Source organism: Streptomyces sp. NPDC088116 (genome assembly GCF_044741745.1).
Taxonomy (GTDB): Bacteria; Actinomycetota; Actinomycetes; order Streptomycetales; family Streptomycetaceae; genus Streptomyces.
The window spans coordinates 492,207-515,442 of the sequence record NZ_JBIUTF010000002.1 but is presented as its reverse complement, the minus strand read 5'-3'; the positions used below and the strand labels follow the sequence as shown (position 1 = coordinate 515,442).

General features: G+C 69.4%; 18 protein-coding genes. 4 read left to right on the top strand and 14 right to left on the bottom strand.

The genetic code is table 11. From position 1 onward, the window contains the following. Positions 1 to 304 precede the first annotated feature (304 nt). The 6 genes from obgE to ACIOJD_RS08560 form a co-directional block, all read right to left on the bottom strand. A complete protein-coding gene (obgE, locus tag ACIOJD_RS08585) occupies positions 305 to 1,741 on the bottom strand; it encodes a GTPase ObgE (RefSeq protein ID WP_401909894.1) in 1,437 nt (478 codons plus the stop codon). 123 nt (positions 1,742 to 1,864) lie between these two features. After that, entirely contained in the window at positions 1,865 to 2,119 is a 255-nt protein-coding gene (gene rpmA / locus ACIOJD_RS08580) for a 50S ribosomal protein L27 (RefSeq protein WP_401880842.1), read from the bottom strand. A 14-nt stretch (positions 2,120 to 2,133) separates the two neighbouring features. Continuing rightward, positions 2,134 to 2,454 (bottom strand): 50S ribosomal protein L21, encoded by a 321-nt coding sequence (rplU, locus tag ACIOJD_RS08575; protein WP_225017587.1) that lies wholly within the window; start codon positions 2,452 to 2,454, stop codon positions 2,134 to 2,136. A 370-nt stretch (positions 2,455 to 2,824) separates the two neighbouring features. Further along, the gene (locus ACIOJD_RS08570) at positions 2,825 to 6,979 is read right to left on the bottom strand and encodes an Rne/Rng family ribonuclease (protein ID WP_401909891.1); all 4,155 of its coding nucleotides are present in this window, start codon (positions 6,977 to 6,979) and stop codon (positions 2,825 to 2,827) included. A gap of 232 nt (positions 6,980 to 7,211) precedes the next feature. Next, positions 7,212 to 7,994, bottom strand: a complete 783-nt coding sequence (locus ACIOJD_RS08565; protein WP_401909888.1) for a TIGR03936 family radical SAM-associated protein — start codon at positions 7,992 to 7,994, stop codon at positions 7,212 to 7,214. 301 nt (positions 7,995 to 8,295) lie between these two features. After that, positions 8,296 to 8,829, bottom strand: a complete 534-nt coding sequence (locus ACIOJD_RS08560; RefSeq protein ID WP_401909885.1) for a GNAT family N-acetyltransferase — start codon at positions 8,827 to 8,829, stop codon at positions 8,296 to 8,298. A gap of 329 nt (positions 8,830 to 9,158) precedes the next feature. Between ACIOJD_RS08560 and ACIOJD_RS08555 the strand changes: the two genes are divergently transcribed. The 4 genes from ACIOJD_RS08555 to ACIOJD_RS08540 all read left to right on the top strand — a co-directional run bounded on the left by ACIOJD_RS08555 (position 9,159) and on the right by ACIOJD_RS08540 (position 12,016). Then, positions 9,159 to 10,403: a helix-turn-helix domain-containing protein gene (locus tag ACIOJD_RS08555; RefSeq protein WP_401909884.1), complete on the top strand. Its 1,245-nt coding sequence runs from the start codon at positions 9,159 to 9,161 to the stop codon at positions 10,401 to 10,403. A 129-nt stretch (positions 10,404 to 10,532) separates the two neighbouring features. Beyond that, the gene (locus ACIOJD_RS08550) at positions 10,533 to 10,991 is read left to right on the top strand and encodes a hypothetical protein (protein WP_401909881.1); all 459 of its coding nucleotides are present in this window, start codon (positions 10,533 to 10,535) and stop codon (positions 10,989 to 10,991) included. A gap of 101 nt (positions 10,992 to 11,092) precedes the next feature. Further along, positions 11,093 to 11,431 (top strand): hypothetical protein, encoded by a 339-nt coding sequence (locus ACIOJD_RS08545; RefSeq protein WP_401909879.1) that lies wholly within the window; start codon positions 11,093 to 11,095, stop codon positions 11,429 to 11,431. 336 nt (positions 11,432 to 11,767) lie between these two features. Continuing rightward, complete coding sequence (locus tag ACIOJD_RS08540; protein WP_401909877.1) at positions 11,768 to 12,016, top strand: hypothetical protein; 249 nt, start codon at positions 11,768 to 11,770, stop codon at positions 12,014 to 12,016. Positions 12,017 to 12,309: 293 nt separating this feature from the next. Here ACIOJD_RS08540 and ACIOJD_RS08535 read toward each other — a convergent pair whose 3' ends face one another. The 8 genes from ACIOJD_RS08535 to ndk form a co-directional block, all read right to left on the bottom strand. After that, entirely contained in the window at positions 12,310 to 14,232 is a 1,923-nt protein-coding gene (locus tag ACIOJD_RS08535) for a TIGR03960 family B12-binding radical SAM protein (protein WP_401909875.1), read from the bottom strand. A gap of 52 nt (positions 14,233 to 14,284) precedes the next feature. Beyond that, entirely contained in the window at positions 14,285 to 15,916 is a 1,632-nt protein-coding gene (locus ACIOJD_RS08530) for a CHAD domain-containing protein (protein WP_401909872.1), read from the bottom strand. Between the two features lie 123 nt (positions 15,917 to 16,039). Continuing rightward, complete coding sequence (gene rodA / locus ACIOJD_RS08525; RefSeq protein WP_401909869.1) at positions 16,040 to 17,239, bottom strand: rod shape-determining protein RodA; 1,200 nt, start codon at positions 17,237 to 17,239, stop codon at positions 16,040 to 16,042. A gap of 3 nt (positions 17,240 to 17,242) precedes the next feature. Beyond that, positions 17,243 to 19,420 carry a penicillin-binding protein 2 gene (gene mrdA / locus ACIOJD_RS08520; protein WP_401909866.1) on the bottom strand — a complete coding sequence of 726 codons (2,178 nt, stop codon included), beginning with the start codon at positions 19,418 to 19,420 and terminating at the stop codon, positions 17,243 to 17,245. A gap of 172 nt (positions 19,421 to 19,592) precedes the next feature. After that, a complete protein-coding gene (gene mreD / locus ACIOJD_RS08515) occupies positions 19,593 to 20,261 on the bottom strand; it encodes a rod shape-determining protein MreD (RefSeq protein WP_401909863.1) in 669 nt (222 codons plus the stop codon). Between the two features lie 11 nt (positions 20,262 to 20,272). Continuing rightward, complete coding sequence (gene mreC, locus ACIOJD_RS08510) at positions 20,273 to 21,337, bottom strand: rod shape-determining protein MreC (RefSeq protein WP_401909860.1); 1,065 nt, start codon at positions 21,335 to 21,337, stop codon at positions 20,273 to 20,275. Between the two features lie 101 nt (positions 21,338 to 21,438). Then, positions 21,439 to 22,458, bottom strand: a complete 1,020-nt coding sequence (locus tag ACIOJD_RS08505) for a rod shape-determining protein (protein ID WP_030352375.1) — start codon at positions 22,456 to 22,458, stop codon at positions 21,439 to 21,441. Between the two features lie 253 nt (positions 22,459 to 22,711). Beyond that, on the bottom strand, positions 22,712 to 23,125 hold the full coding sequence (gene ndk / locus ACIOJD_RS08500; protein WP_401909857.1) for a nucleoside-diphosphate kinase: 414 nt from the start codon (positions 23,123 to 23,125) through the stop codon (positions 22,712 to 22,714). Between the last annotated feature and the right edge of the window lie 111 nt (positions 23,126 to 23,236).

Genomic DNA, 23,236 nt, shown 5'->3' with positions numbered 1-23,236 from the left:
GAGCGACACCGGCCCGCAACCCCTGATTCACCTGCGAAGACCAGTACACCAACGGTGCGTGGCCGGGAGTCGTACGTGAAGGAGACCACATAAGTTTCACGTCAGAGCACGGGGGGTCCCAGATGAGAGGCTACGGAACGGCTGTTCGCGGTCACCTACGGCGACGCCGCGCTGGTACAGGGGCGGGGGAAGCGACGGCGGCGGGACGGCGGCGAGAGACATGACGGAGCGGGCGGCCACGGCGAAAGCGCCATGACCGCCCGCGTCGGCGACGGTTCCGGGCCGGGAACCGTCGCAACACGCCCTAGAAGGGGCCGAACTCGTCGTACTCGCGGTCCGCGTCGTCCCGTTCGCCCTCCCGGTCCCTGCGGCGCTGCGCCGCCGGACGCGGGACCTCCATACGGTGGTCCTCACCGCGACGGCCGAGCATCTCCGCGCCCGCCATCACCGTGGGCTCCCAGTCGAAGACGACCGCGTTGTCCTCGGCGCCGATCGCCACCGCGTCGCCCGCGTGGGCTCCGGCCTTCATCAGCTCCTCCTCGACACCGAGCCGGCTCAGCCGGTCCGCGAGGTAGCCGACGGCCTCGTCGTTGCTGAAGTCGGTCTGGCGGACCCAGCGTTCCGGCTTCTCACCGCGCACCCGGTAGATTCCGTCGTCCTCCAGGGTGACGACGAAGCCCGCGTCGTCGACGGCCTTCGGACGGATGACGATCCGGGTCGCCTCCTCCTTCGGCTTGTCGGCACGGGCCTGGGCGACGATCTCGGCGAGCGCGAAGGACAGTTCCTTGAGTCCCATGTGGGCCACGGCGGACGCCTCGTAGACGCGGTAGCCGCGCTTCTCCAGGTCGGGACGGATGATGTCGGCGAGGTCCTGGCCGTCCGGGATGTCGATCTTGTTGAGGACGACGATGCGCGGCCGGTCGTCCAGACCGCCGTACTGCTTCAGCTCCTCCTCGATGACATCGAGGTCGGAGACCGGGTCACGGTCGGACTCCAGCGTGGCCGTGTCCAGGACATGGACGAGCACCGAGCACCGCTCGACATGGCGCAGGAATTCGAGGCCGAGGCCGCGGCCCTGGCTGGCGCCCGGGATCAGACCGGGGACGTCCGCGATCGTGTAGACGGTCGAACCCGCCGTGACCACGCCCAGGTTGGGGACCAGGGTGGTGAAGGGATAGTCCGCGATCTTGGGCTTGGCGGCGGAGAGCACGGAGATCAGCGAGGACTTGCCGGCGCTCGGGTAGCCGACGAGCGCCACATCGGCGACCGTCTTGAGCTCCAGGACGACATCCCCGCCCGTGCCGGGCACGCCGAGCAGCGCGAAGCCGGGGGCCTTGCGGCGGGCCGAGGCCAGCGCGGCGTTGCCGAGGCCGCCACGGCCGCCCTCGGCGGCGACGAAGGTGGTGCCCTGACCGACCAGGTCCGCGAGGACATTGCCCTGCTTGTCGAGGACGACCGTGCCGTCCGGCACCGGCAGGACCAGGTCCTGGCCGTCCTTGCCGGAGCGGTTGCCGCCCTCGCCGGGCTTGCCGTTGGTGGCCTTGCGGTGCGGCGAGTGGTGGTACTCGAGCAGGGTGGTCACCGACTGGTCGACGACCAGGATGACGTCGCCGCCCCGGCCGCCGTTACCGCCGTCGGGTCCGCCGAGCGGCTTGAACTTCTCACGATGTACGGAGGCGCAGCCGTGGCCTCCGTTACCCGCGGCGACATGCAGCTCGACGCGGTCCACGAAGGTGGTCATGGGGATTGCCTCCAGTACATACGGAAATGTCATACCTCTAACGCGCGAAGGGCGGACCCGCTTCCCGTCTCCGGGAAGTGAGGTCCGCCCTCGCGAAGAAACCGTTCTACGACTACCTGAGGATCAGGCGACCGGAACGATGTTCACGACCTTGCGGCCGCGGCTGGTGCCGAACTCCACCGAGCCGGCGTTCAGCGCGAACAGCGTGTCGTCGCCGCCGCGGCCGACGCCGGAGCCGGGGTGGAAGTGCGTGCCGCGCTGGCGGACGAGGATTTCACCGGCGTTGACGAGCTGACCGCCGAAGCGCTTCACGCCGAGCCGCTGTGCATTCGAGTCGCGCCCGTTCCGGGTGGACGATGCGCCCTTCTTGTGTGCCATGTCTCCTCAGTCCCTTACTTCGCAGCCGCGGGGATACCGGTGACCTTGATCGCCGTGTACTGCTGGCGGTGACCCTGGCGACGGCGGTAGCCGGTCTTGTTCTTGTAGCGAAGGATGTCGATCTTCGCGCCCTTGTGGTGGTCCACGACCTCGGCCGTGACCTTGATGCCGTCCAGCACCCACGGGTCGCTGGTGACGGCTTCGCCGTCAACCACGAGCAGGGTCGAGAGCTCGACCGTGTCGCCAACCTTGGCGGTGGAAATCTTGTCAACCTCAACGATGTCGCCGACAGCAACCTTGTGCTGGCGGCCACCGCTGCGCACGATGGCGTACACGCGGAACTCACTCTCGCTCGGAACGGACCCCCTGATGCCAGCCGCTCACACGGCCCGGGGGCCGTGATGATCCGGAGAGGATGAGCGGCCTCTCCCGGAGATCCGGGAGGTGGGTGCTCAGGGGTGGGCGCGCATGGAACACGCCGAAGGTTTAGAGTACGGGGCCGCTGTACAGGGGGTCAAACCAGCCCCCGTGCCCGCTGACCCGCGCCGGACCGGCGACGGCCCGCCGGCCGGCCCGGATGTCCGGGCCGGCCGGCGGGCCGTCGTCGTACGCACGTTCCGTACGGCTTACTCGTCCGTACGGAACGTACGACCTGCTCGTCCGGCGCGGTCAGTCCTCCGTGGAGGCTCAGCGCTCCGTAGCGGCTCAGTCCTCCGTGGAGGCCGTGACGCCCGAGGGCGCCTGCTGCTCGGCCGCCGCGGTCTTCTTCGTCGTCGACTTGGCCGTCTTCTTGGCCGTCGCCTTCTTCGCCGCGGTCTTCTTCGCCGTCGTCGTCTTCTTGGCCGCCGTCTTCCTGGCGGCCGTCGACTTCGCCGGGGCCTTCTTGGTGGCGGCCTTGCGGGCCGTCTTCTTGGCCGGCGCGGGAGCCTCGGGCTCCGGCTCCTCCGGCGCGGCGGGCGCGTCGGCCTTGGCCGACTCCACGACGACGACCGCCGCTTCCTCGGTACCCGAGGGCGAACCGGCCGGCGCGGTGGCCTTGCGGGTCGCCCGGCGGCACGCTCGCGGCGGGGCCGCGACAGGCGCGTCCTCGACGGCGGGCGCCTCGGACACGACCGGCTCGGACACGGCGGTCTCCGGTACGGCCTCGGGCTCGGCGGCGACGGGCACGACCACCTCGGCGGCGGCAGCCGCCTCCGTGGCCTTCGGTGAACCGGCCGGAGCCGACGCCTTACGGGTGGCCCGACGGCGCGGACGCGTGGGAGCCGCGTCCTCGGCAGGCGCCTGCTCCTGCGGCTGCTCCTGTACGGGAGCGGCCACCGGGGCCTCCACCGGGGCTTCGTCGACGGGCGCCTGGGCCACCGGAGCCGCCTGCGGCGCCTCTGCGACCTGCGGCTCCGCCGCCTTCGGGGAACCGGCGGGGGCCGACGCCTTGCGCGACGCGCGACGGCGCGAACGGCCACGTACGGCCGCCTCCGCCTCCGCCACGCTGCTGAACAGCTCCTCGTCCGGAACGAACTCGGGCTCGGGCAGAGCGGTCGGCGCCGCCACCTCCGCCGCGACCTCGGCCTCGCTCTCGGCCTCGGTCTCCGTACCGGCGTACTCGTGCTCGTGATCGTGATCGTGGTCCGTACCGGACGCACCGCCACGGCCGCGCTTCTTGGAACGCTTGCCGTTACCGCCGCCACCGGACGCCACGGGCTGTTCCATGTGGACGATCACGCCGCGGCCGTTGCAGTGGACGCAGGTCTCGGAGAACGACTCCAGCAGTCCCTGGCCGACCCGCTTCCGGGTCATCTGGACCAGCCCGAGCGAGGTCACCTCGGCGACCTGGTGCTTCGTACGGTCCCGGCCCAGGCACTCCAGCAGGCGCCGCAGCACCAGGTCCCGGTTGGATTCGAGCACCATGTCGATGAAGTCGATGACGACGATGCCGCCCAGGTCGCGCAGCCGCAGCTGGCGCACGATCTCCTCGGCCGCCTCCAGGTTGTTCCTGGTGACGGTCTCCTCGAGGTTGCCGCCCTGGCCGGTGAACTTCCCGGTGTTGACGTCGACCACGATCATGGCCTCGGTCTTGTCGATCACCAGCGAGCCACCGCTCGGCAGCCAGACCTTGCGGTCCAGCGCCTTCATCAGCTGCTCGTCGATGCGGTACGTCGCGAAGACGTCGACCTCGCTCGTCCAGCGCGTCAGCCGGTCGGACAGGTCCGGCGCGACATGCGCGACATAGCCGTGGATGGTCTGCCATGCCTCGTCACCGCTGACGATGACCTTCGAGAAGTCCTCGTTGAAGATGTCGCGGACGACCCGGACGGTCATGTCGGGCTCACCGTAGAGAAGGGTCGGCGCGTTACCGCTCTTCGCCTTCTTCTTGATGTCCTCCCACTGCCCCTGGAGCCGCTCGACATCGCGGCGCAGCTCGTCCTCGCTGGCGCCCTCGGCGGCCGTACGGACGATGACGCCCGCGTCCTCGGGGACGATCTTCTTGAGGATGGTCTTCAGCCGGGCGCGCTCGGTGTCGGGCAGCTTGCGGCTGATGCCGGTCATCGAGCCCTCGGGCACGTAGACCAGGTAACGGCCGGGCAGCGACACCTGGCTGGTCAGACGCGCGCCCTTGTGGCCGATCGGGTCCTTCGTCACCTGGACGAGCACCGACTGGCCGGACTTGAGGGCGGTCTCGATCCGGCGCGGGCCGTTGGCCATGCCCAGCGCCTCGAAGTTGACCTCACCGGCGTACAGGACGGCGTTGCGTCCCTTGCCGATGTCGACGAAGGCGGCCTCCATGGAGGGCAGTACGTTCTGCACCTTGCCCAGGTAGACATTGCCGACGTAGCTGGTGGCCTGTTCCTTGTTGACGTAGTGCTCGACGAGCACGTCGTCCTCGAGGACACCGATCTGGGTGCGCTCGCCGCTCTGGCGGACGACCATCACGCGTTCGACGGCCTCACGACGGGCGAGGAACTCCGCCTCGGTGATGATCGGCACCCGGCGGCGGCCCTGCTCGCGCCCCTCGCGGCGGCGCTGCTTCTTGGCCTCCAGACGGGTCGAGCCCTTGATGGACTGCACCTCGTCGGAGCTGGTGCTGTGCTCGCGCTCTTCCTTCTTGCGCGGCTCACGGACCTTGACGACCGTACGCTCCGGGTCGTCGCCGCCCGACTCCGCGTCGGAACCGCCGTCACCGCTGCGACGGCGCCTGCGGCGACGGCGACGGCTGCTGGAGGAGCCCGAACCCGAGGAGCTCTCGGGCTCGTCCTGCTCCTCGTCGTCCGCGTCGGCCTCCCGGCCGCTGTCGCCGTCCTCGGCGCGCTCGGCGGTGGGCTCGGAACGGTCGGCGGGCTCGTCCTGCTGCTCGTCCGCGGCCTCGTCCGCCTCGGCGGACTCGCCACGGCGACGGCGGCGGCCGCCCCTGCGACGGCGGCGCGAGGGACGGTCGTCGTACTCGGTGGTGTCGTCGCCGTCGGAGTCGTCGGACTGCTCCGCCTCGGCCTCGGGCTCCTCCACGGGCGCCTTCGGCGTCTGCGCGGCGGCGGCCGGAGCGGCCTCCACGGGCTCGGCGGACTCACCACGACGGCGGCGACGGCGACGGCCGGCGGGCTCCGGCGCGGCGACGGGCGCGGCCGCCGCGACGGGCGTCTCCGTCTCGTCCTCGTCCTCGTCGTCCACGGGTCCGGCGGCGGCCGCGGCAGCGGCGGCGGTCTCCGGGGTCTGGAACATCGGCTCGGTGAAGACGGGCGCCTGGAAGACGGCGACGGCGGGCCGCGCGGAACGGCGGCGCGAGCGCTCGGGCGCCTCGGTCTCCCTCTGCTTGGCCTTCGTCTTCTCGGCGGGCTTCCCGGCGGGCTTCTCGGCGGCCCTGTCCTTGGGCTTCTCCCCGGCGGGCGCCGCCTCAGGAGCGGCCGTGGCGGTCTCGGGCGCGGCGCCCCGGCGGCGGGTACGGCCACGGGTGGCGGCCTTCTCGGCGGCCTTGACGTTTTCCTCGTCGGCGGCGATCTGTACGACAGCGCCCTGCGGCAGGCTCTCGCCCGCGACGGTCCCGCTGTCGGTCACCGGCTTGTCACCGGCCGCCTGCGTGCCGTCACTCGCCGGCTTCTCGTCGTTCCCCGGCGCACCGGCGGGCGCGGTGGCCCTGCGGGTGGCACGGCGACGCGCACGCGGCTCGGCGGGGGCGACCTCCTCGGCCGGGCTCTCCACGGCCGCGACCTCGGCGGTCTGAGCCGCCTTCACCGGCTCGGCGATGACCTCGGGAGCCACGGTCCCGGAAACGGCCTCGGGGCTGCCGACCGGGGCGGTGGCCTTACGGGTGGCACGGCGACGCGCACGCGGCGCGGCCGGCTCCTCCGACACAGCGGCCTCCACAACCTCAGCGGGCTGCGCGGCAGGCGCCTCGGAAACGACCACCTCAGGAGCCACGGCCTCGGGTGCGGCGGCCTTACGGGTGGCACGGCGACGCGCACGCGGCGCGGCCGGCTCCTCCGACACAGCGGCCTCCACAACCTCAGCGGGCTGCGCGGCAGGCGCCTCGGAAACGACCACCTCAGGAGCCACGGCTTCAGGAGCGGCGGCCTTACGGGTCGCACGGCGACGCGCACGCGGCGCGGGCGCCTCGGCGGACGGTGCCTCCTGCGACGCCACGGTGGCGCTCGTGTCGCTCTCGGCCGCCCCAGCGGCCTCGGCGGCCGGTATGGCCGGAGTGACGGTCTCGGTCACACTCTCGGCGCCCTTGGCCTCGGCGGCCGAGGTGGGCGGGCCCGCCGGGCGGGACGCCGCGCGGCGCCTGCGGCGCGGCGGCAGCGTATCGCTGGGTGTGTTGTTGTCTTCGTTGTCGGTGTCCCCGGGGGTGCCGGGTTCTGTGGGCTCAAGCATGCGGGCGGTTCTCCCGTCACGCTCCCGGGCGCCACGCCTGATTCCGGTCCGGCCGCGGCCCGCGCAGTGCGCGAATGCCGCCGTCCGGGGCGCGGGCGCCGCACGGGAGCTGTTATGTCTGGCTCGCCGGTTCCCTACGCGTTGTGCGCACGGCCTGGCGAAAGTCTTCTGGTCAGTGCGCCGCCCGATCCCGGTGACTGCCGAGTACCAGGGCTGCGCTACAACGACCGCCTTACGCGGAACCTGCACCTTCCGGCGCCTTCGCGGCGGCGGATCCGGCGGCCTTGGATGGGGCGGGCCGGGCTGCCTCGCGGTCGGGCGCGAGCGGGTCGGTCACCGTGCCGGTCTCCTCGTCGAAGAGCCCCTGCGCCAGCCTGGTCACCGCTGCGGGGACCGGCGGCGCCAGGTCGGCCACAGCTCGGAGACCGGACAGGACGTCGTCGGGTCGCACGGCAGGTGTCACGTGCCGAACAACCAGGCGCAGTATCGCACAGGGCCCGTCCCCCGGCCTATCGGCCGCCGACTGGGCGACCTCCAGGCCGACCACGGCGCCCCGTGCGTCGAATGTCCTCATGCCGTTCTTCGTACGGCGCTCGACCTCGACCGTTTCGGCGGCGAGGAAGGCGGACACGGCTTGTCCGGCCTCCTCCGGGCCGACGCCGTCCAGCCTCAGCTCCCATACGGAAGCGGTCAGCCGGTCGGCGAGTCCCGAGGTGCGGGCCTCGACAGCGTCGATGATGTCGAGACCGGTCGGCAGCGACTCGTCGAGCAGCTCACGCAGCTTGTCGGGATCGCACGCCTCCACCAGGGCGATTTCCAGGAACTCGGCCTCACTGCCCGTGCCGGTGGGGGCGGCATTGGCGTAGGAGACCTTCGGGTGCGGAGTGAACCCCGCCGAGTAGGCCATGGGCACCTCGGCGCGGCGCAATGCCCGCTCGAAAGCACGCTGGAAGTCACGGTGGCTGGTGAACCGGAGGCGGCCGCGCTTGGTGTAGCGCAGTCGGATGCGCTGCACCGCCGGTGCGGGCGGCGGGCCTTCGGGCTGTCGCTTGCCCAGTGGTTCTTCTCCTCGGTGCGGGCGGTACGCGGTAACGCGCCGCCCTCGGACGTCGGGGCTGCCCCCGGGTCCCGGCTCAGCCCCGCCTGTACGAGGAGATCTCGGGTGCGGGGTCCGCGCCGGGGACGATCGTTGTACTACCCAGAGTACGCGCACGGTCCGCCAGAGGTTCCCCAGGCTTGGACAGGCGGCCCCACACGCAGTCCTGCCCCGCCCGCGCTCCCGTACACCCAGTGCGGGAATCCCGCACACACGGCTCTCAGCCGTCCGTCCGAATCCAGTAGCGCAGCTTTCCGCCGCGCACGTCCTCCAGAACACCGCCGGCCGCCTCGATCACTTTGCGCGATGCCGTGTTGTCGGTGTCGCAGGTGACCAGCACGGACGAGATGCCGATCTCCCGCGCCACGGGCAGCGAGGCGGCGAGCATGGCGGTGGCATGCCCCCGGCGGCGGGCGCTGGGGCGTACGGCGTAGCCGATGTGGCCGCCCACTTCCCGCAGGAACGGGTTGAGCCGGTGCCGGATGGCGAGGCGCCCCAGGAAGGTGTTGCCCTCGACGTACCAGAGAGTGGTGTTGGGAACCCAGCCCTCGATGCGTGGAGTCTCCTCCAAGGGTTCGGCGTTGAGCCGCTCCACGTACGACGCGAAGACATCGGGCCGATGCCAGGTCGTCGCGTACTGCTCCATTTCGTGGAGGAGTAACGACCGTTCATCGGCTCCCTCTTCCACGAACTCCTTCATCGCGTCGAGGAAGGAGGCCTGGACACGGACATCAGGGGCGATGAACTGCGGCATCACGCCATTGTGCACGCGCACCGAGGCCCGGCCCCGGATTCCCTCCCGTGACGGGCCCGCGCCTCGGCTCAGCCTGAGGACGCTCAGCCGACACACGCGGCAGTGCCCGCCCGACCCCTACAAGGCCCGACGGGCCTCACCCCACGGTGAGCGGCAGCGGCTTCTGATCGGTCGGGCCGATCTCGATCACCATCCGACGGACTGATCACACAGCCACACAACAGGGAGCGTCACCGCGAGCTAGGGCCCGCCGTTTTCAGCGCGTCACGCAATGGCACCCGGGTACCGTTCAAAGACAGCCCGAGCCCCTGAACGGAGTTGAGTCGAAGATGACGCAGTGGTCCGACTACAGCACGGGTGAACGAATCCAGTTTCTACGCGGGCGCGATGTCTCCCAGGTCCAACTGGCCCATATGACCGGCCTGTCAGTCGCGACCATCCAGTCCGCCGAGCAGGACCGGCGTCTGACCCTTCCCACGCTGATGGCTCTCTCTGATGCCCTGGGTGCGGATATCTCGGTCATCCAAGGTCAGCAGGCTCCCCGCCGCAAGATGGCACAGGACGACCGCAAGATGGTGCGAGCGCTGTCCTCCGCCGTTCACGACACGGCCGCCGGCATCCTCCCGGAGACTGCCGAACCAGTCACTCTCGACGAACTGACTGCCGCGACGGCACGGTGCTGGGAACTGTATTGGAAGGGTCGGTACGTGGAGGCGGGGGCCGTGTGCGCTCCGTTCCTCATCTCGGCCGCCGCCTACCTCCGCGAGCAGCCGGCCGACGCCCGGACCGGCGGATGGGCGGTACTGGCAGACGCCTACCGCATCTCCGCCTACGTGGCCAACCTGATCGGGGTGCGCGATCTCGCGTACGCGGCGATCGGGCACGCACAGGTGGCCGCCGACCGTTCAGCCGACGAGATGCGTTCCGCGCTGGTCGCTTCGGGGCGCTCCTGGGTCTACTTGCGGGACGCACGGCTGAGTGACGCCCTGAAGCTCGCTGAGCGGTCTGCGACGGCTATCGAGCCTCGCTTTTCGAGCGCGACGCCGGCCGAGTTGACGGCGTACGGCAGCCACATCAACTTCGCAGCCGTCGTGGCGAGCAGGATGGGGAACAAGGAACTCGCCGCTGACTACTTGTCGCAATCCCATGCGACAGGCGCCCGGATGACCCGAGAGCACAGGGCACACGGGACTCTCTTCGGCCCCGTGTCAGCGACAACGCAGGCTGTCGGGATCAACTTGAGCCTCGGCCAAACGGGCAAAGCATTGAAGCTGATCGATTCAATTCATGACGAGGACACCTCCGCTCTCCCGAAAGCGGCGCAGAACCGCTTCCAGATGGATAAGGCGTTGGCCTTGGCTGACGCTCGCTTGTGGGACCGATCCCTGGACACGCTGGAAGCGGCTCTTCGTGAGGTCCCTGACTGGGCTCGGCATCAGACCCTGCCCTCTGTGATCGCCGAGAAGGTGGGCAATGGCTCAACTGCGCGCCTTCGCCGTGTCCACAAGCTCATCGGAATGCGCCCGCCCATTGACGGCGGCTTTGCGCGAGCGACAGGAAAAACAGCCCTCTGAGCAGGTGTGACGCCCCAAGCTCCTACGAGACGTAGGAGCTGCAATTGGGCGATCACCAAAACCCCTACATGGCGTACGACTTGATATATGGCGATTCTTCAAGGTCGTACGCCCAGGGCGTTCCCGTAAATGGGCGGCACCGGCAGTCTGTTGGACATGCCCCGGACCGAAGCAGACACCAGCCGTCGTCGCACTCTCGCCGACGCGGCTTCAGGATTCCCCGAGCGCACGCGTGTCGTGCTCTACGCCTGCCTTCCCGACTCCCCTTCACCTGCCGCTGTTGCCACCATGCATGGCTTACGAGTTCACGCCGAGGCACGTGACTGGGTCGTGGCAGCCGAACACCATGACCACTCGCCACTCACCATCCCGCGCGCCGAACGTCAGCAGTGGCCCGAGGTCGAGCTTCTGGTGCTGAGCGGTGCCGTTGAAGGAATGGTGGTGCCAAGCGAAGCGGAGATCGCCCATTCCCCTGAGGTTCGACAGCGGTTACGTGACTGGCTCATCGAGCATCGGGTCTTCGCGGCCTACATCGGCAAGTGCGACGCGGGCAGCGCGTCGACCACGGCTGATGAGGTAGCGGGGTGAGCACCACAACAGGGACTTCGAACGAGCCCAATGCCACCGGCAGAGCCGGAAGTACAGGATTCGAAGAGACCTGCGATTCGGCGTCTTACGCGATCGACTTCATGACGATCGCGCACACCGTGAAGCAGGCCCTCGAAATCCGCCTCGCGCTCCCCGAGCGATGGTGGGTGGACTCGACGACAGCGAAGCTTCGTGGACACCTCGCCCTCCTGATCCACAGCGAGATCTGGGACGTTGAGACTCCCCAGTCGCGGGAGCTGCACAAAACGGCTCGGCAACTGCTCAGCGACGAGGCGCAGCCCAGCAAGACCACGCCGCCCGGATTCGCGTACGAGCACATGCGGGCCCTGGCCTTGGCCACTCGTACGACTGCCGCCGTCTACCAGCTCCGCCAAGTGAGGCACGGCAGGAAGCCGGGAGCCTTGGAGCGCGACGAGTGAACCCCCGTACGGAGCAGGCCATCTGCGTAGCGACGATCGGCGCCCTGAGCGGCACCCTCGTATTGGCGGTGTGGCGGTGACGCACCTAACGCGGTCCCGCCCGCCTCGCACACCGATCAACACCTACGCCACCGACGTGCATCCCCTGGATGTGCGGGTCGGGGACAGCGTTCTCCTCGACGGCGTGTATCACCCGATCAGAGATATGAGGTCGGTCGGCCCCGGCGGCGAGAAGGTTCTGATCTTCGATGCCCACGCTCCCTGGCGCATGGCTCAACCTCACCGCGTCTTCCGGCCGATCGAGCACAGGACCACCGAGCTGGAGGCGTCCCCCTGATGACCGGAGTCGCCGTGAGCGAGGCCATCCCTCCGCTCGCCGGTGGCAGGCGTGAGTGGGTCGTCGGGGCCTGCTGGCTCTATTGCCGCCGGGACGGCGTCACCGTCTCGTGGGTGGGCCCTGTCTGGTCCAGCGGGGCGCACGCTCCGCTCTTCGCCTGCTCCGACTGCATCACCGAGCTTGACGGCCTCGTCCGCCGGCACCTCGCGATGGAGGACGGATACAAAGCCCCCTCCCCCTCCGAGTAAAAGACACTCGGCCTCCCGTGCGGCGAGACAAAGCCTCGGAGGAGGAGGGGTTCAATCGCCCGCCCCGGCTGCTTCGCCACCCCGCGAAGAAGGACAGGCCGAGCAGCCGGGGCGGGTCAGCAAGGTCAGTTCCCGGTCCAACCAGAAGGGTCATGACAGTGACAAGAAGCGTCGAAATCATGCCGGCCCCGACGCCGCCCGGACGTGGGCTTCTCATCGTGGCGTGACCGTGTGAACCGCCTCTGAGCGGGCGCAGAAACCCCCGACCACGCCGGCCGGGGGTTTCCTGGGCGTCACTTGACCGTGAGCGGCAGCAGCTTCTTCCCCGTCGGGCCGATCTGGATCTCGGTGTCCATCTGAGGACAGACGCCGCAATCGAAGCAGGGCGTCCAGCGGCAGTCCTCGACCTCGGTCTCGTCCAGCGAGTCCTGCCAGTCCTCCCAGAGCCAGTCCTTGTCGAGACCCGAGTCCAGGTGGTCCCAGGGCAGGACCTCCTCGTACGTGCGCTCACGCGTCGTGTACCAGGCCACGTCCACGCCGTACTCGGGCAGCGCCTTCTCCGCGCAGGCCATCCAGCGGTCGTACGAGAAGTGCTCACGCCAGCCGTCGAAGCGGCCGCCGTCCTCGTACACCGCGCGGATGACCGAGCCGATCCGGCGGTCGCCGCGCGACAGCAGGCCCTCTACGATGCCGGGCTTGCCGTCGTGGTAGCGGAAGCCGATCGAGCGGCCGTACTTCTTGTCCGCGCGGATCTTGTCGCGGAGCTTCTCCAGCCGGGCGTCCGTCTCCTCGGCGCTCAGCTGCGGCGCCCACTGGAAGGGGGTGTGCGGCTTGGGCACGAAGCCGCCGATCGAGACCGTGCAGCGGATGTCGTTCTGCCCGGACACCTTGCGGCCCTCGGCGATGACGTTGACCGCCATGTCGCCGATCTGGAGGACGTCCTCGTCGGTCTCGGTCGGCAGGCCGCACATGAAGTACAGCTTCACCTGCCGCCAGCCGTTGCCGTAGGCCGTGGAGACCGTACGGATCAGGTCCTCCTCCGAGACCATCTTGTTGATGACCTTGCGCAGCCGCTCGGAGCCGCCCTCGGGCGCGAAGGTCAGACCGGACCTGCGGCCGTTCCTGGTCAGCTCGTTGGCGAGGTCGACGTTGAAGGCGTCGACACGGGTGGACGGCAGGGACAGGCCGATCTTGTCCTCCTCGTACCGGTCGGCCAGCCCCTTGGCGACATCGCCGATCTCGCTGTGGTCGGCGGAGGACAGCGAGAGCAGGCCGACCTCCTCGAAGCCGGTCGCCTTCAGTCCCTTGTCGACCATGTCACCGATACCGGTGATGCTGCGCTCGCGTACCGGACGCGTGATCATCCCGGCCTGGCAGAAGCGGCAGCCGCGGGTGCAGCCACGGAAGATCTCCACGGACATGCGCTCGTGGACGGTCTCGGCGAGCGGTACGAGCGGCTGCTTCGGGTACGGCCACTCGTCCAGGTCCATGACGGTGTGCTTGGACACCCGCCACGGGACACCGCTCCTGTTCGGTACGACGCGGGCGATCCGGCCGTCCGCGAGGTACTCGACGTCGTAGAAGCCCGGCACGTACACGCCACCGGTCTTCGCGAGCCGGAGCAGGACCTCCTCGCGCCCGCCGGGGCGGCCCTCCGCCTTCCAGGCCCGGACGATCTCGGTGATCTCCAGGACCGCCTGCTCGCCGTCGCCGATGACCACGCAGTCGATGAACTCCGCGATCGGCTCGGGGTTGAAGGCCGCGTGGCCGCCCGCGAGCACGATGGGGTGGTCGACGGTCCGGTCCCTGGCCGCCAGCGGGATGCCCGCGAGGTCCAGGGCGGTGAGCATGTTGGTGTAGCCGAGCTCGGTGGAGAAGCTCAGCCCGAAGACGTCGAAGGCGCTGACGGGCCGGTGCGAGTCCACCGTGAACTGCGGGACCTTGTGCTCGCGCATCAGCTCTTCGAGGTCCGGCCAGACGCTGTACGTACGCTCGGCGAGCACGCCCTCGCGCTCGTTCAGTACCTCGTAAAGGATCATGACGCCCTGGTTGGGCAGCCCGACCTCGTACGCGTCGGGGTACATGAGCGCCCAATGGACATCGCACTCGTCCCACGGCTTGACCGTGGAGTTGAGCTCACCACCGACGTATTGGATCGGCTTCTGCACATGCGGGAGCAGAGCTTCGAGCTGTGGGAAGACCGATTCGACAGGCATAGCGAACCTTCGTGAGCGGGCAGCTGGGTGACCATCCAGACTACCCCGGAGCTCACCCCCGCAGCGCCGCCCGCAAACGGGGGGCGGACGCCTCCGCCCACACCCCCGGCAGCTCCCGCTCCCTGCGCTCTCCCCGCGCCTCCTCCTGCCCGTACAGCAACCCCCAGGTGAAGGCGGACTCCCCGGCCGCGTGGGCCTGGATCGCCAGGGTCCGCAGGGCGTCACGGGCCACCACGCTGTCCTGGTGGTCGCCGAGCACGTTCTGTACGGCCTTCATCCGCTTGGCGAACCGCTTCGCCGGCCCGCCGAGGTCGGGCCGGGCCGCCTCGGCCGCGTACCGGGCGCGCTTGGCCGCCTTGCGGGCGTTGTGGAGGGCCAGGTCGCGCTCCTCGCCGGGCGGGAGGGCCAGGGCGTGCTCGACCCGGCCCGCCAGCCGGTCGTAGACCTTGAGGACCGCCTTGGGCATCGCCTTGTCGGGCGTCGCCGCGGCGGCCTTCCGCAGCGGCGGGTCGGCGAGCAGCGCCTCGATCGTCTCCAGCAGGGCCAGGTAGCGCGCGCTGTCGAGTACGGAGAGTGTCCGCTCCCTCGATCCGGCCCGCTGGGAGACGGTCCACGTCTGGAGCCGGGCGCGTACGGGGCCGAGGAGCAGCGTCCCCGGCAGCGCGTCGATCTGCTCGCGCATCCGCGCGCCGAGCACCTCGTGGTCGCGGTCGATGCCCAGTTCCGCCGCGAGCCACTTGAGTTCCTCGCCGATCGGTTCGGTGACGGTCCGGTCGAGGATCTGGCGGAACGTACGGAAGGCGGAGCGGATCCGGCGGGTGGCGACCCGCATCTGGTGCACGGAGTCCGGCAGGTCGCGGCGGACTGCGGGGTCCTGGGCGATGATCGCGTCGGCCTGTGTGCGGAGGTAGGCCAGTACGTGGTCGCCCGCGGTGCCGGGGCCGGCATCCTTTCCGGGCCCGCCCTTCTTCACGGGCCCGCTCTTCTTCTCGGACCCGCCCTTCTTCCTCCCGGAACCGGCCGCCCTCTTCGCCCCGGCCCCCACGGGCCCCGACGTCTCGGCCAGCGCCCTGCCCAGCTTGGACGCCGAGGACGACGGGCGCAGGCCCGCCCGGCGCAGCCGCTTCTCCACCGCGTCGAGGAGCGCGGGATCGGCGCCGTCGGCCAGTTCCACCTCGACCTCGGTCCACGTGGTGACGACGACGGCCTCGCCGAGGCGTTCCGCGCGTACGGCGTCGACGCTCACCTCGGCGAGCGGCACGCCCTCGGCGTCGACCAGGTGGCCGAGGTCGCGGGAGGAGCGCAGCCGTACGACCGGGAGCAGCTCGGCGTTGCGGACGCGGGAGCGCAGCAGGAGGGCCAGGTCACGCGGCACGGTGTCGGCGAGCGGCGCCTGGATCTCGTCGCGGATACCGGTGGACACCGGGAACTTGAGGTGCCAGCCCGCGTCGTCGCCGCCCGTCCTGCGGCGCAGGGTGAGCTGGTCGGCGGCGAGACGCAGGTCGGCGGTGTCGTAGTAGACGGCGTCGAGTTCCACCACGCCCTGCGGGGAGAGGGCCGAGACACCGTCGATCCCACTCAGATCCGGCAGGTCCGACAGGTCCGACTGCCCGGACCGCCCGGACGGTCCGCCGTCCGCGGGGAACTCGTACTTGCGCTCGATCTCTCGCTTTGTGTCCGTCATGTACCGAATTTAGTCGCTGGGGCCGCCCAAGGGCAGCCCCAGACGTCCATCCGACCGTACGGACTCCACATCGACCAGCCTGACCAGCCTGATCGGCCTGGTCAGGACTCCGGCCAGGACGGGTCAGGCCGTTATCGGCCGCTGCACCCGGATCGACTGAAGCAGCCCTACGGCGATCCAGACCGCGAACATCGCCGTACCGCCGTACGACACGAACGGCAGCGGCAGTCCCGCCACCGGCATGATGCCCAGCGTCATCCCGATGTTCTCGAAGGACTGGAACGCGAACCAGGCGATGATCCCGGCGGCCACGATCGTCCCGTACAGCTCGGTCGTCTCCCGCGCGATCCGGCAGGCCCGCCACAGGACCACGCCGAGCAGCAGCAGGATCAGCCCGGCGCCGAGGAAGCCCAGCTCCTCGCCCGCGACGGTGAAGACGAAGTCGGTCTGCTGCTCGGGTACGAACTGCCCGGTGGTCTGCGAGCCGTGGAAGAGCCCGGTGCCGGACAGTCCGCCCGAACCGATCGCGATCCGCGCCTGGTTGGTGTTGTAGCCGACGCCCGCCGGGTCGAGTTCCGGGTTGGCGAAGGCCGCGAAGCGGTTGATCTGGTACTCGTCGAGCACCCCGAGCGCCGCGACCGCGACGGCGCCCGCCACACCCGCGGTGACCAGGCCGATGATCCAGCGGTTGGAGGCGCCGGAGGCGAGCAGCACGCCGAGCACGAGGACCGCCATGACCATCACGGAGCCGAGGTCCGGCATCAGCATGACGATGACCATCGGGAGGACGGCGAGGCCGAGGGACTTCGCGACCGTGCGGTGGTCCGGATGGGGCTGGTCCCCGGCGTCCACCCGGGCCGCCAGCAGCATCGCCATGCCCAGGATGATCGTGATCTTCACGAACTCGGAGGGCTGGAGCGTGAAGCCTCCGCCGATGACGATCCAGGCGTGGGCGCCGTTGATGGTGGCGCCGAGCGGGGTGAGCACCAGCAGGACCATGATGACCGAGAGCCCGTACAGCACGGGGACGGCGCCGCGCAGCGTGCGGTGCCCCAGCCAGATCGTGCCGATCATCAGGGCGACCCCGATGCCGGTGTTGAGCAGGTGACGGAAGAGGAAGTAGTACGGATCGCCCTGGTTGAGCTGGGTGCGGTTACGGGTCGCCGACCAGACCAGCAGGGAGCCCAGCACCGACAGGGCCAGGGCCGAGAAGAGCAGCGGCCAGTCGAGCCGGCGCACCATCGAGTCGCGGGCGGCGAGCCGCGCCCAGGCGCCGCGCTGCGGACCGTATCCGGAGACCGAGAAGCCACTTGTACCGGCCATGGCTCAGTCCCTCCGGGTCGTCGTCGTGCCGGGTGGCCCGGCGAGCACCTGCTGGTCCGGCGGGAGTTCCCGCTCCGGCTCGTACGGCCTGACCTTCGGCGCGTCGATCGAACCGTCCGGCTGGATCCTGGGCAGTGCGACGCGCGGCTGGGGCATGAGTGCCTTCTTGACGTCCTGGTCGCCCTTGGCGTTGAGCCCGTACATCGACTCGTAGATCTTGCGGACGGCGGGCCCCGAGGCTCCGGAGCCCGTACCGCCCTGCGCGATCGTCATGACGATCGTGTAGTCCTTGGTGTACGAGGCGAACCACGAGGTCGTCTGCTTGCCGTAGACCTCGGCCGTACCCGTCTTGGCGTGCATCGGGATCTTGTCCTGCGGCCAGCCGCCGAATCGCCAGGCGGCGGAGCCACGGGTCGCGACACCCGCGAGGGCTTCGTCTATCTGGTCGCGCGTCTTCCGGTCGAACGGCAGCTTGCCGTGGGACTTGGGCGCGATCTCCTTGACCTGCTTGCCGTCGGCGCTGATGACCGCCTTGCCGACGGTCGGATTGTAAAGGGTGCCGCCATTGGCGATGGCCGAGTAGATCGTGGCCATCTGGATCGGTGTGACGAGGGTGTCGCCCTGGCCGATCGAGTAGTTGACGGAGTCACCGGCGCGCATCAGGTTGCCTTCGAGGCAGCCTTCGTAGGCGAGTTGCTGGACGTAGGTGCCGCCCTTCTTGCCCTGCTTGCACCAGCCGTCCTTGTTGGCCTCCCAGAAATTCTGCTTCCACTCGCGGTCCGGGACGCGTCCGGCGACCTCGTTGGGGAGGTCGATGCCGGTCTCCTTGCCGAGGCCGAACTGGTGGGCGGTCGTGTAGAACCAGTTCTTGGCGTTCTTCTTGGGCTTGGTGCCGCCGTCCTTCTGCCACTCCTTGTGCGCGAGGCCGTAGAACACGGTGTCGCAGGAGACTTCGAGGGCCTTGCCGAGGGTGATGGAGCCGTAGCCCTTGGACTCGAAGTTCTTGAAGACCTGGCTGCCGACGTTGTACGAGCTGGGGCAGGGGTAGTTGCCGTTGAACTTGTATCCGGCGTTGACGGCCGCGGTCGACGAGATGACCTTGAAGATCGAGCCGGGGGCCGCCTGGCCCTGGATGGCCCGGTTCAGCAGCGGGAAGTTGGACTTCTTGCCGGTGAGCCTGGCGTACTCCTTGGCGGAGATACCGCCGACCCAGGAGTTGGGGTCGTACGTCGGCTGGGAGGCCATCGCGACGACCCGGCCGGTCTTCGCCTCCATGACCACGGCGGCGCCCGAGTCCGCCTTGTAGTGCTCGTTGGTGTTCCGGTCCATCTCCTTGCGGGCGGCCTTCATCGCCTCGTTCAGCTCGTACTCGGTGACGGCCTGCACGCGTGCGTCGATGGAGGTGACGACATTGGCGCCGGGCTGGGCCTCGTCGTTCTGTGCCTGGCCGATGACCCGGCCGAGGTTGTCGACCTCGTAGCGGGTGACACCGGCCTTGCCGCGCAGTTCCTTGTCGTACGTGCGCTCCAGGCCGGAGCGGCCGACCTGGTCGGAGCGGAGGTACGGCGAGTCGGTGTCCAGGGCCTTGGTGATCTCTTCGTCGGTGACCGGCGAGAGGTAGCCGAGCACCTGGGCGGTGTTGGCGAGGCCGGGCGCGGCGTAGCGGCGTACGGCGGTGGGCTCCGCGGTGATGCCGGGGAAGTCCTCGGCGCGCTCCCGGATCTGGAGTGCCTGCTGGGTGGTGGCCTCGTCGGTGACCGGGATCGGCTGGTACGGCGAACCGTTCCAGCAGGGCTGGGGGGTCTTCGCGTCGCAGAGCCTGACCTTGTACATGACGTCCTTGGGCTTCATGTCCAGGACATCGGCGAGACGGGTCAGGACGGCCTTGCCGTCGTCCTTGGTCTTCATCAGCTCGGTGCGGCTGGCGGAGACGACGAGCCGGGTCTCGTTGTCGGCGAGGGGAACACCGCGGGTGTCGAGGATCGAGCCGCGGACGGCCGGGTCGACGACCTGCTGTACGTGGTTGTTCTTGGCCTCGTCCGTGTACTCCTGGCCGTTGCGGATCTGGAGGTACCAGAGCCGGCCGCCGAGGGTGAGGAGGAGGGAGAAGACGAGGACCTGGATGACGATGAGCCGGATCTGGACCCGCGGTGTCCGCCCGGTCTCCGGAATATTGCTCACTGCGACCCCCCACGGGCGGTACGGGTTGTCCGAGCGGTTCGGGCCCGGACGGTGCGGGCTGTCCGGGCGATACGAGTCGTGCGGGCGGTGCGGGCTGTCCGGGCGGCAGGGGCGGACGGTGCCTGGGCCGTGTGCGGAGGTCGGTCCGTGTACGGCGCCGGGTCGAGCGGTGTCACAGTCGCTTGACCCCCTTGATCCGTCCGGCTCGTGCCGCGCGGTTCCTGGCCGCCTTCAACCGCAGCCCGCCGCGCTGGCCGCCGATCCGCAGGCCGGTGCCGGAGGTGAGCCAGCCGGCGGCGACATCGCCGCCGTTGCCGCTGTTGGTCTCCGCCAGCGGATCGTTGTCCGCGCGTCTGGCCAGGGCCATGATCAGTGGCACGGTGAACGGCGCGAGGAGCAGATCGTAGACCGCCGCGGTGAACAGCAGGCTGCCGAGACCGACATGGCGGGCGGCGGTGTCACCGACGAGGGCGCCCACGCTCGCGTACAGCAGGGTCGAGCCGAGCGCGGCGGCGACGACCGCGGTCATCGGGGCGAGTGCCGATCTCATCTGCCCCTTCTCGGGGCGGGCGAGCCCGGCCAGATAGCCGATCACACAGAGCACCAGGGCATAGCGGCCCGCGGCGTGATCGGCGGGCGGGACCAGGTCGGCCAGCAGCCCGGCGCCGAATCCGATGAGCGCGCCGCTGACATGCCCGTACACGAAGGCCAGGGCGAGGACGACGAGAAGCATCAGGTCGGGGACGGCACCGGGAAGTTGCAACCGGGCCAGCACGGACACCTGGATGACCAGGGCTACCACGACCAGTGTGGTCGAGAGCAGAATCCGGTTGAAGCGCATGGGGATCAGCCCTACTCCTGCTCGTCTGCTTGGCCGTTGCCGGCGGCATCGTCATTGCCGGCCGCGTCGACGTTGCCATTGGCATTCGCGTTGGGGTCGACGGCGTTCTCGTCGGCGTTGGGGTTGCCCGCCGCTTCGCCTTCGGCGTTGGGGTCCGCCTCGGCTTGCGGCGAGGGGGTGACCGTGACGGTGACGGTCGGCGTGGGCTCCGCCTTGGGTTTGGGCGGCAGGACCGTGTCTCTCGGGTCCTCCCGGGGGGCCTCGACCACGACACCGACGATGTCCAGCTTGGTGAAGCCGACGAAGGGGCGTACGTAGAGGTTCCGGGTCAGGTCACCGCCGGACGGGTCGACCCGGACGACCTCGCCGACCGGGACTCCGGGGACGAAGGGCTTGTCCCTGCTGGACCCGAAGGTGACCAGCCGGTCGCCGTTCTTGATCTTCGCCTTGCCGTTCAGGAGCTGGACGGAGAGCGGGCGGTCGCCCTGACCGGTGGCGAAGCCCAGTTCGTCGGAGCTCTCCATCCGCGTACCGACGGTGAAGTCGGGGTCGTTGGCGAGCAGTACGGTCGCGGTGTTCGGGCCGACGGTGGTGACACGGCCGACCAGGCCGTCACCGTTGAGGACCGTCATGTCGCGCGAGATGCCGTCGTTGGCGCCGACGTCGATGGTGACCGTCCAGGAGAACCCCTGGGCCGCCCCTATGGCGATGACCTCGGCGCCCTTGATCCCGTACTGGCCCGCGCCCGCCTTGTGGAGCATCTTGTCGAGTTCGCGCACCCGGCTGCGGTTGCGGTCGTCGCTGCCGAGCCGCTGCTTGAGCGCGATGTTCTCGCGCTGGAGAGTGGCGATGCGATTGTGCCGCGCGCCGGAGTCCCGTACGGCTCCTATGGCATTGCCGACCGGATTGACGGCGGAGGCGACGCCGTTCTCCACCGGGCCGAAGACCGTCGCGGCCGCTCGCCGCGCGCCGTCGACCGGGGATTCCTCACCCCCACGGATATCGACCGTGATCAGCGCGAACGCGATGGCGATCAGCAGCACCAGGAGCAAACGGCTCTCTCGTGTGTCCCTCACGTGCGGCGGCCGTGCCTTCCTCGTAGGAATGATTCTGCCTGTATATCAACGATCCGCCGTACGGGAAGTTCAGGGCCCGTACGACGGATTCGGATATTCCGTCACCGGCGGGGCTGCGCGTCCAGTACCTGCTGGAGAGCTTCGAACTCTTCGACGCATTTACCGGATCCGAGCGCCACGGAGTCCAGCGGGTCCTCGGCGATATGGATGGGCATCCCGGTCTCCCGGCGCAGCCGCTCGTCGAGTCCGCGCAGCAGGGCGCCGCCGCCGGTGAGGACGATCCCGCGGTCCATCACATCGCCGGACAGCTCCGGCGGGCACTTGTCGAGGGTCGTCTTCACCGCGTCGACGATCGCGTTGACCGGCTCCTCGATGGCCTTGCGGACCTCGGCCGCGGAGATCACCACGGTCTTCGGCAGGCCGGAGACCAGATCACGGCCGCGGATCTCGGTGTGCTCGTCCTTGTCGAGGTCGTACGCCGAACCGATGGTGATCTTGATGCTCTCGGCGGTCCGCTCACCCAGGAGGAGGGAGTACTCCTTCTTGATGTGCTGGATGATCGCGTTGTCCAACTCGTCGCCGGCGACCCGGATCGACTGCGCCGTGACGATGCCGCCGAGCGAGATGACGGCGACCTCGGTGGTGCCACCGCCGATGTCGACGACCATGTTCCCGGTGGCCTCGTGGACGGGGAGCCCGGAACCGATGGCGGCGGCCATGGGCTCCTCGATGATGTGCACCTGGCGCGCGCCGGCCTGGGTGGATGCCTCGATGACGGCACGGCGCTCGACGCCCGTGATACCCGAGGGAACGCACACCACGACGCGCGGTCGGGCCAGATAGCGTCGCTTGTGGATCTTGAGGATGAAGTAGCGCAGCATGCGCTCGGTGATTTCGAAGTCGGCGATCACGCCGTCCTTCAGCGGCCGGACGGCAACGATGTTGCCCGGCGTCCGGCCGATCATTTTCTTCGCTTCGGCGCCGACCGCGAGAATGCCGCCCGTGTTGGTGTTGATGGCGACCACGGACGGCTCGTTGAGTACGATCCCCCGGCCCCTGACGTACACCAGCGTGTTGGCGGTCCCGAGGTCGACAGCCATGTCACGGCCGATGAACGACATGTTGTTCCCCATGAGGATGCGTCTGGCCTTCCCAAATCGAGCATTGGCGACTTTTCAGGATGGCGAGGTGGGTGCTGCGGTTTGGAGGCTCCCATCGTAGTGCCGTCGGAACGCCGACGACGCGGTGGCCCACCTCAGTAAGGGTGACGAAGTGTCGGTGCGATGCGTTCCCGCAAGCGCCTCACATATGCCCAAAGGCGACCGAATTCCTTCGGTCGCCCCAGGTCATCAGCTCCGTTTGGCTGACACTCGGTCAGGAAAGTCCCGGGAAGAAGAGTTTCAGTTCCCGAATGGCGGACTCCTCGGAGTCCGAGGCATGGATGAGGTTCTCCCGGACGATGGTACCGAAATCCCCCCGGATGGACCCGGGCGCTGCGGCGATCGGGTCAGTCGGGCCGGCGAGCGCGCGCACGCCCTCGATGACCCGCTCGCCCTCGACGACGAGCGCGACGACCGGCCCGGAGGCCATGAACTCGACCAGCGGCTCGTAGAAGGGCTTGCCCTTGTGCTCGCCATAGTGCTGCTCCAGCGTGTCCTGGTCGAGCGTGCGCAGCTCCAGCGCGGTGATGGTCCAGCCCGCCTTGCTCTCGATACGGCCGATGACCTGACCGATGAGCTTCCTCCTGACCGTGTCGGGCTTCAGAAGGACGAGAGTGCGCTGGGACATGGTGTGCGGCTCCTTGCAGGCAGGCGAAAGGGTGCGGTGGAGTGGAGATTACCGGGGCCCTCCGAGCCGACAGCACCCGGACCACCCCACCGGCCACGCGACCGGCCCAGG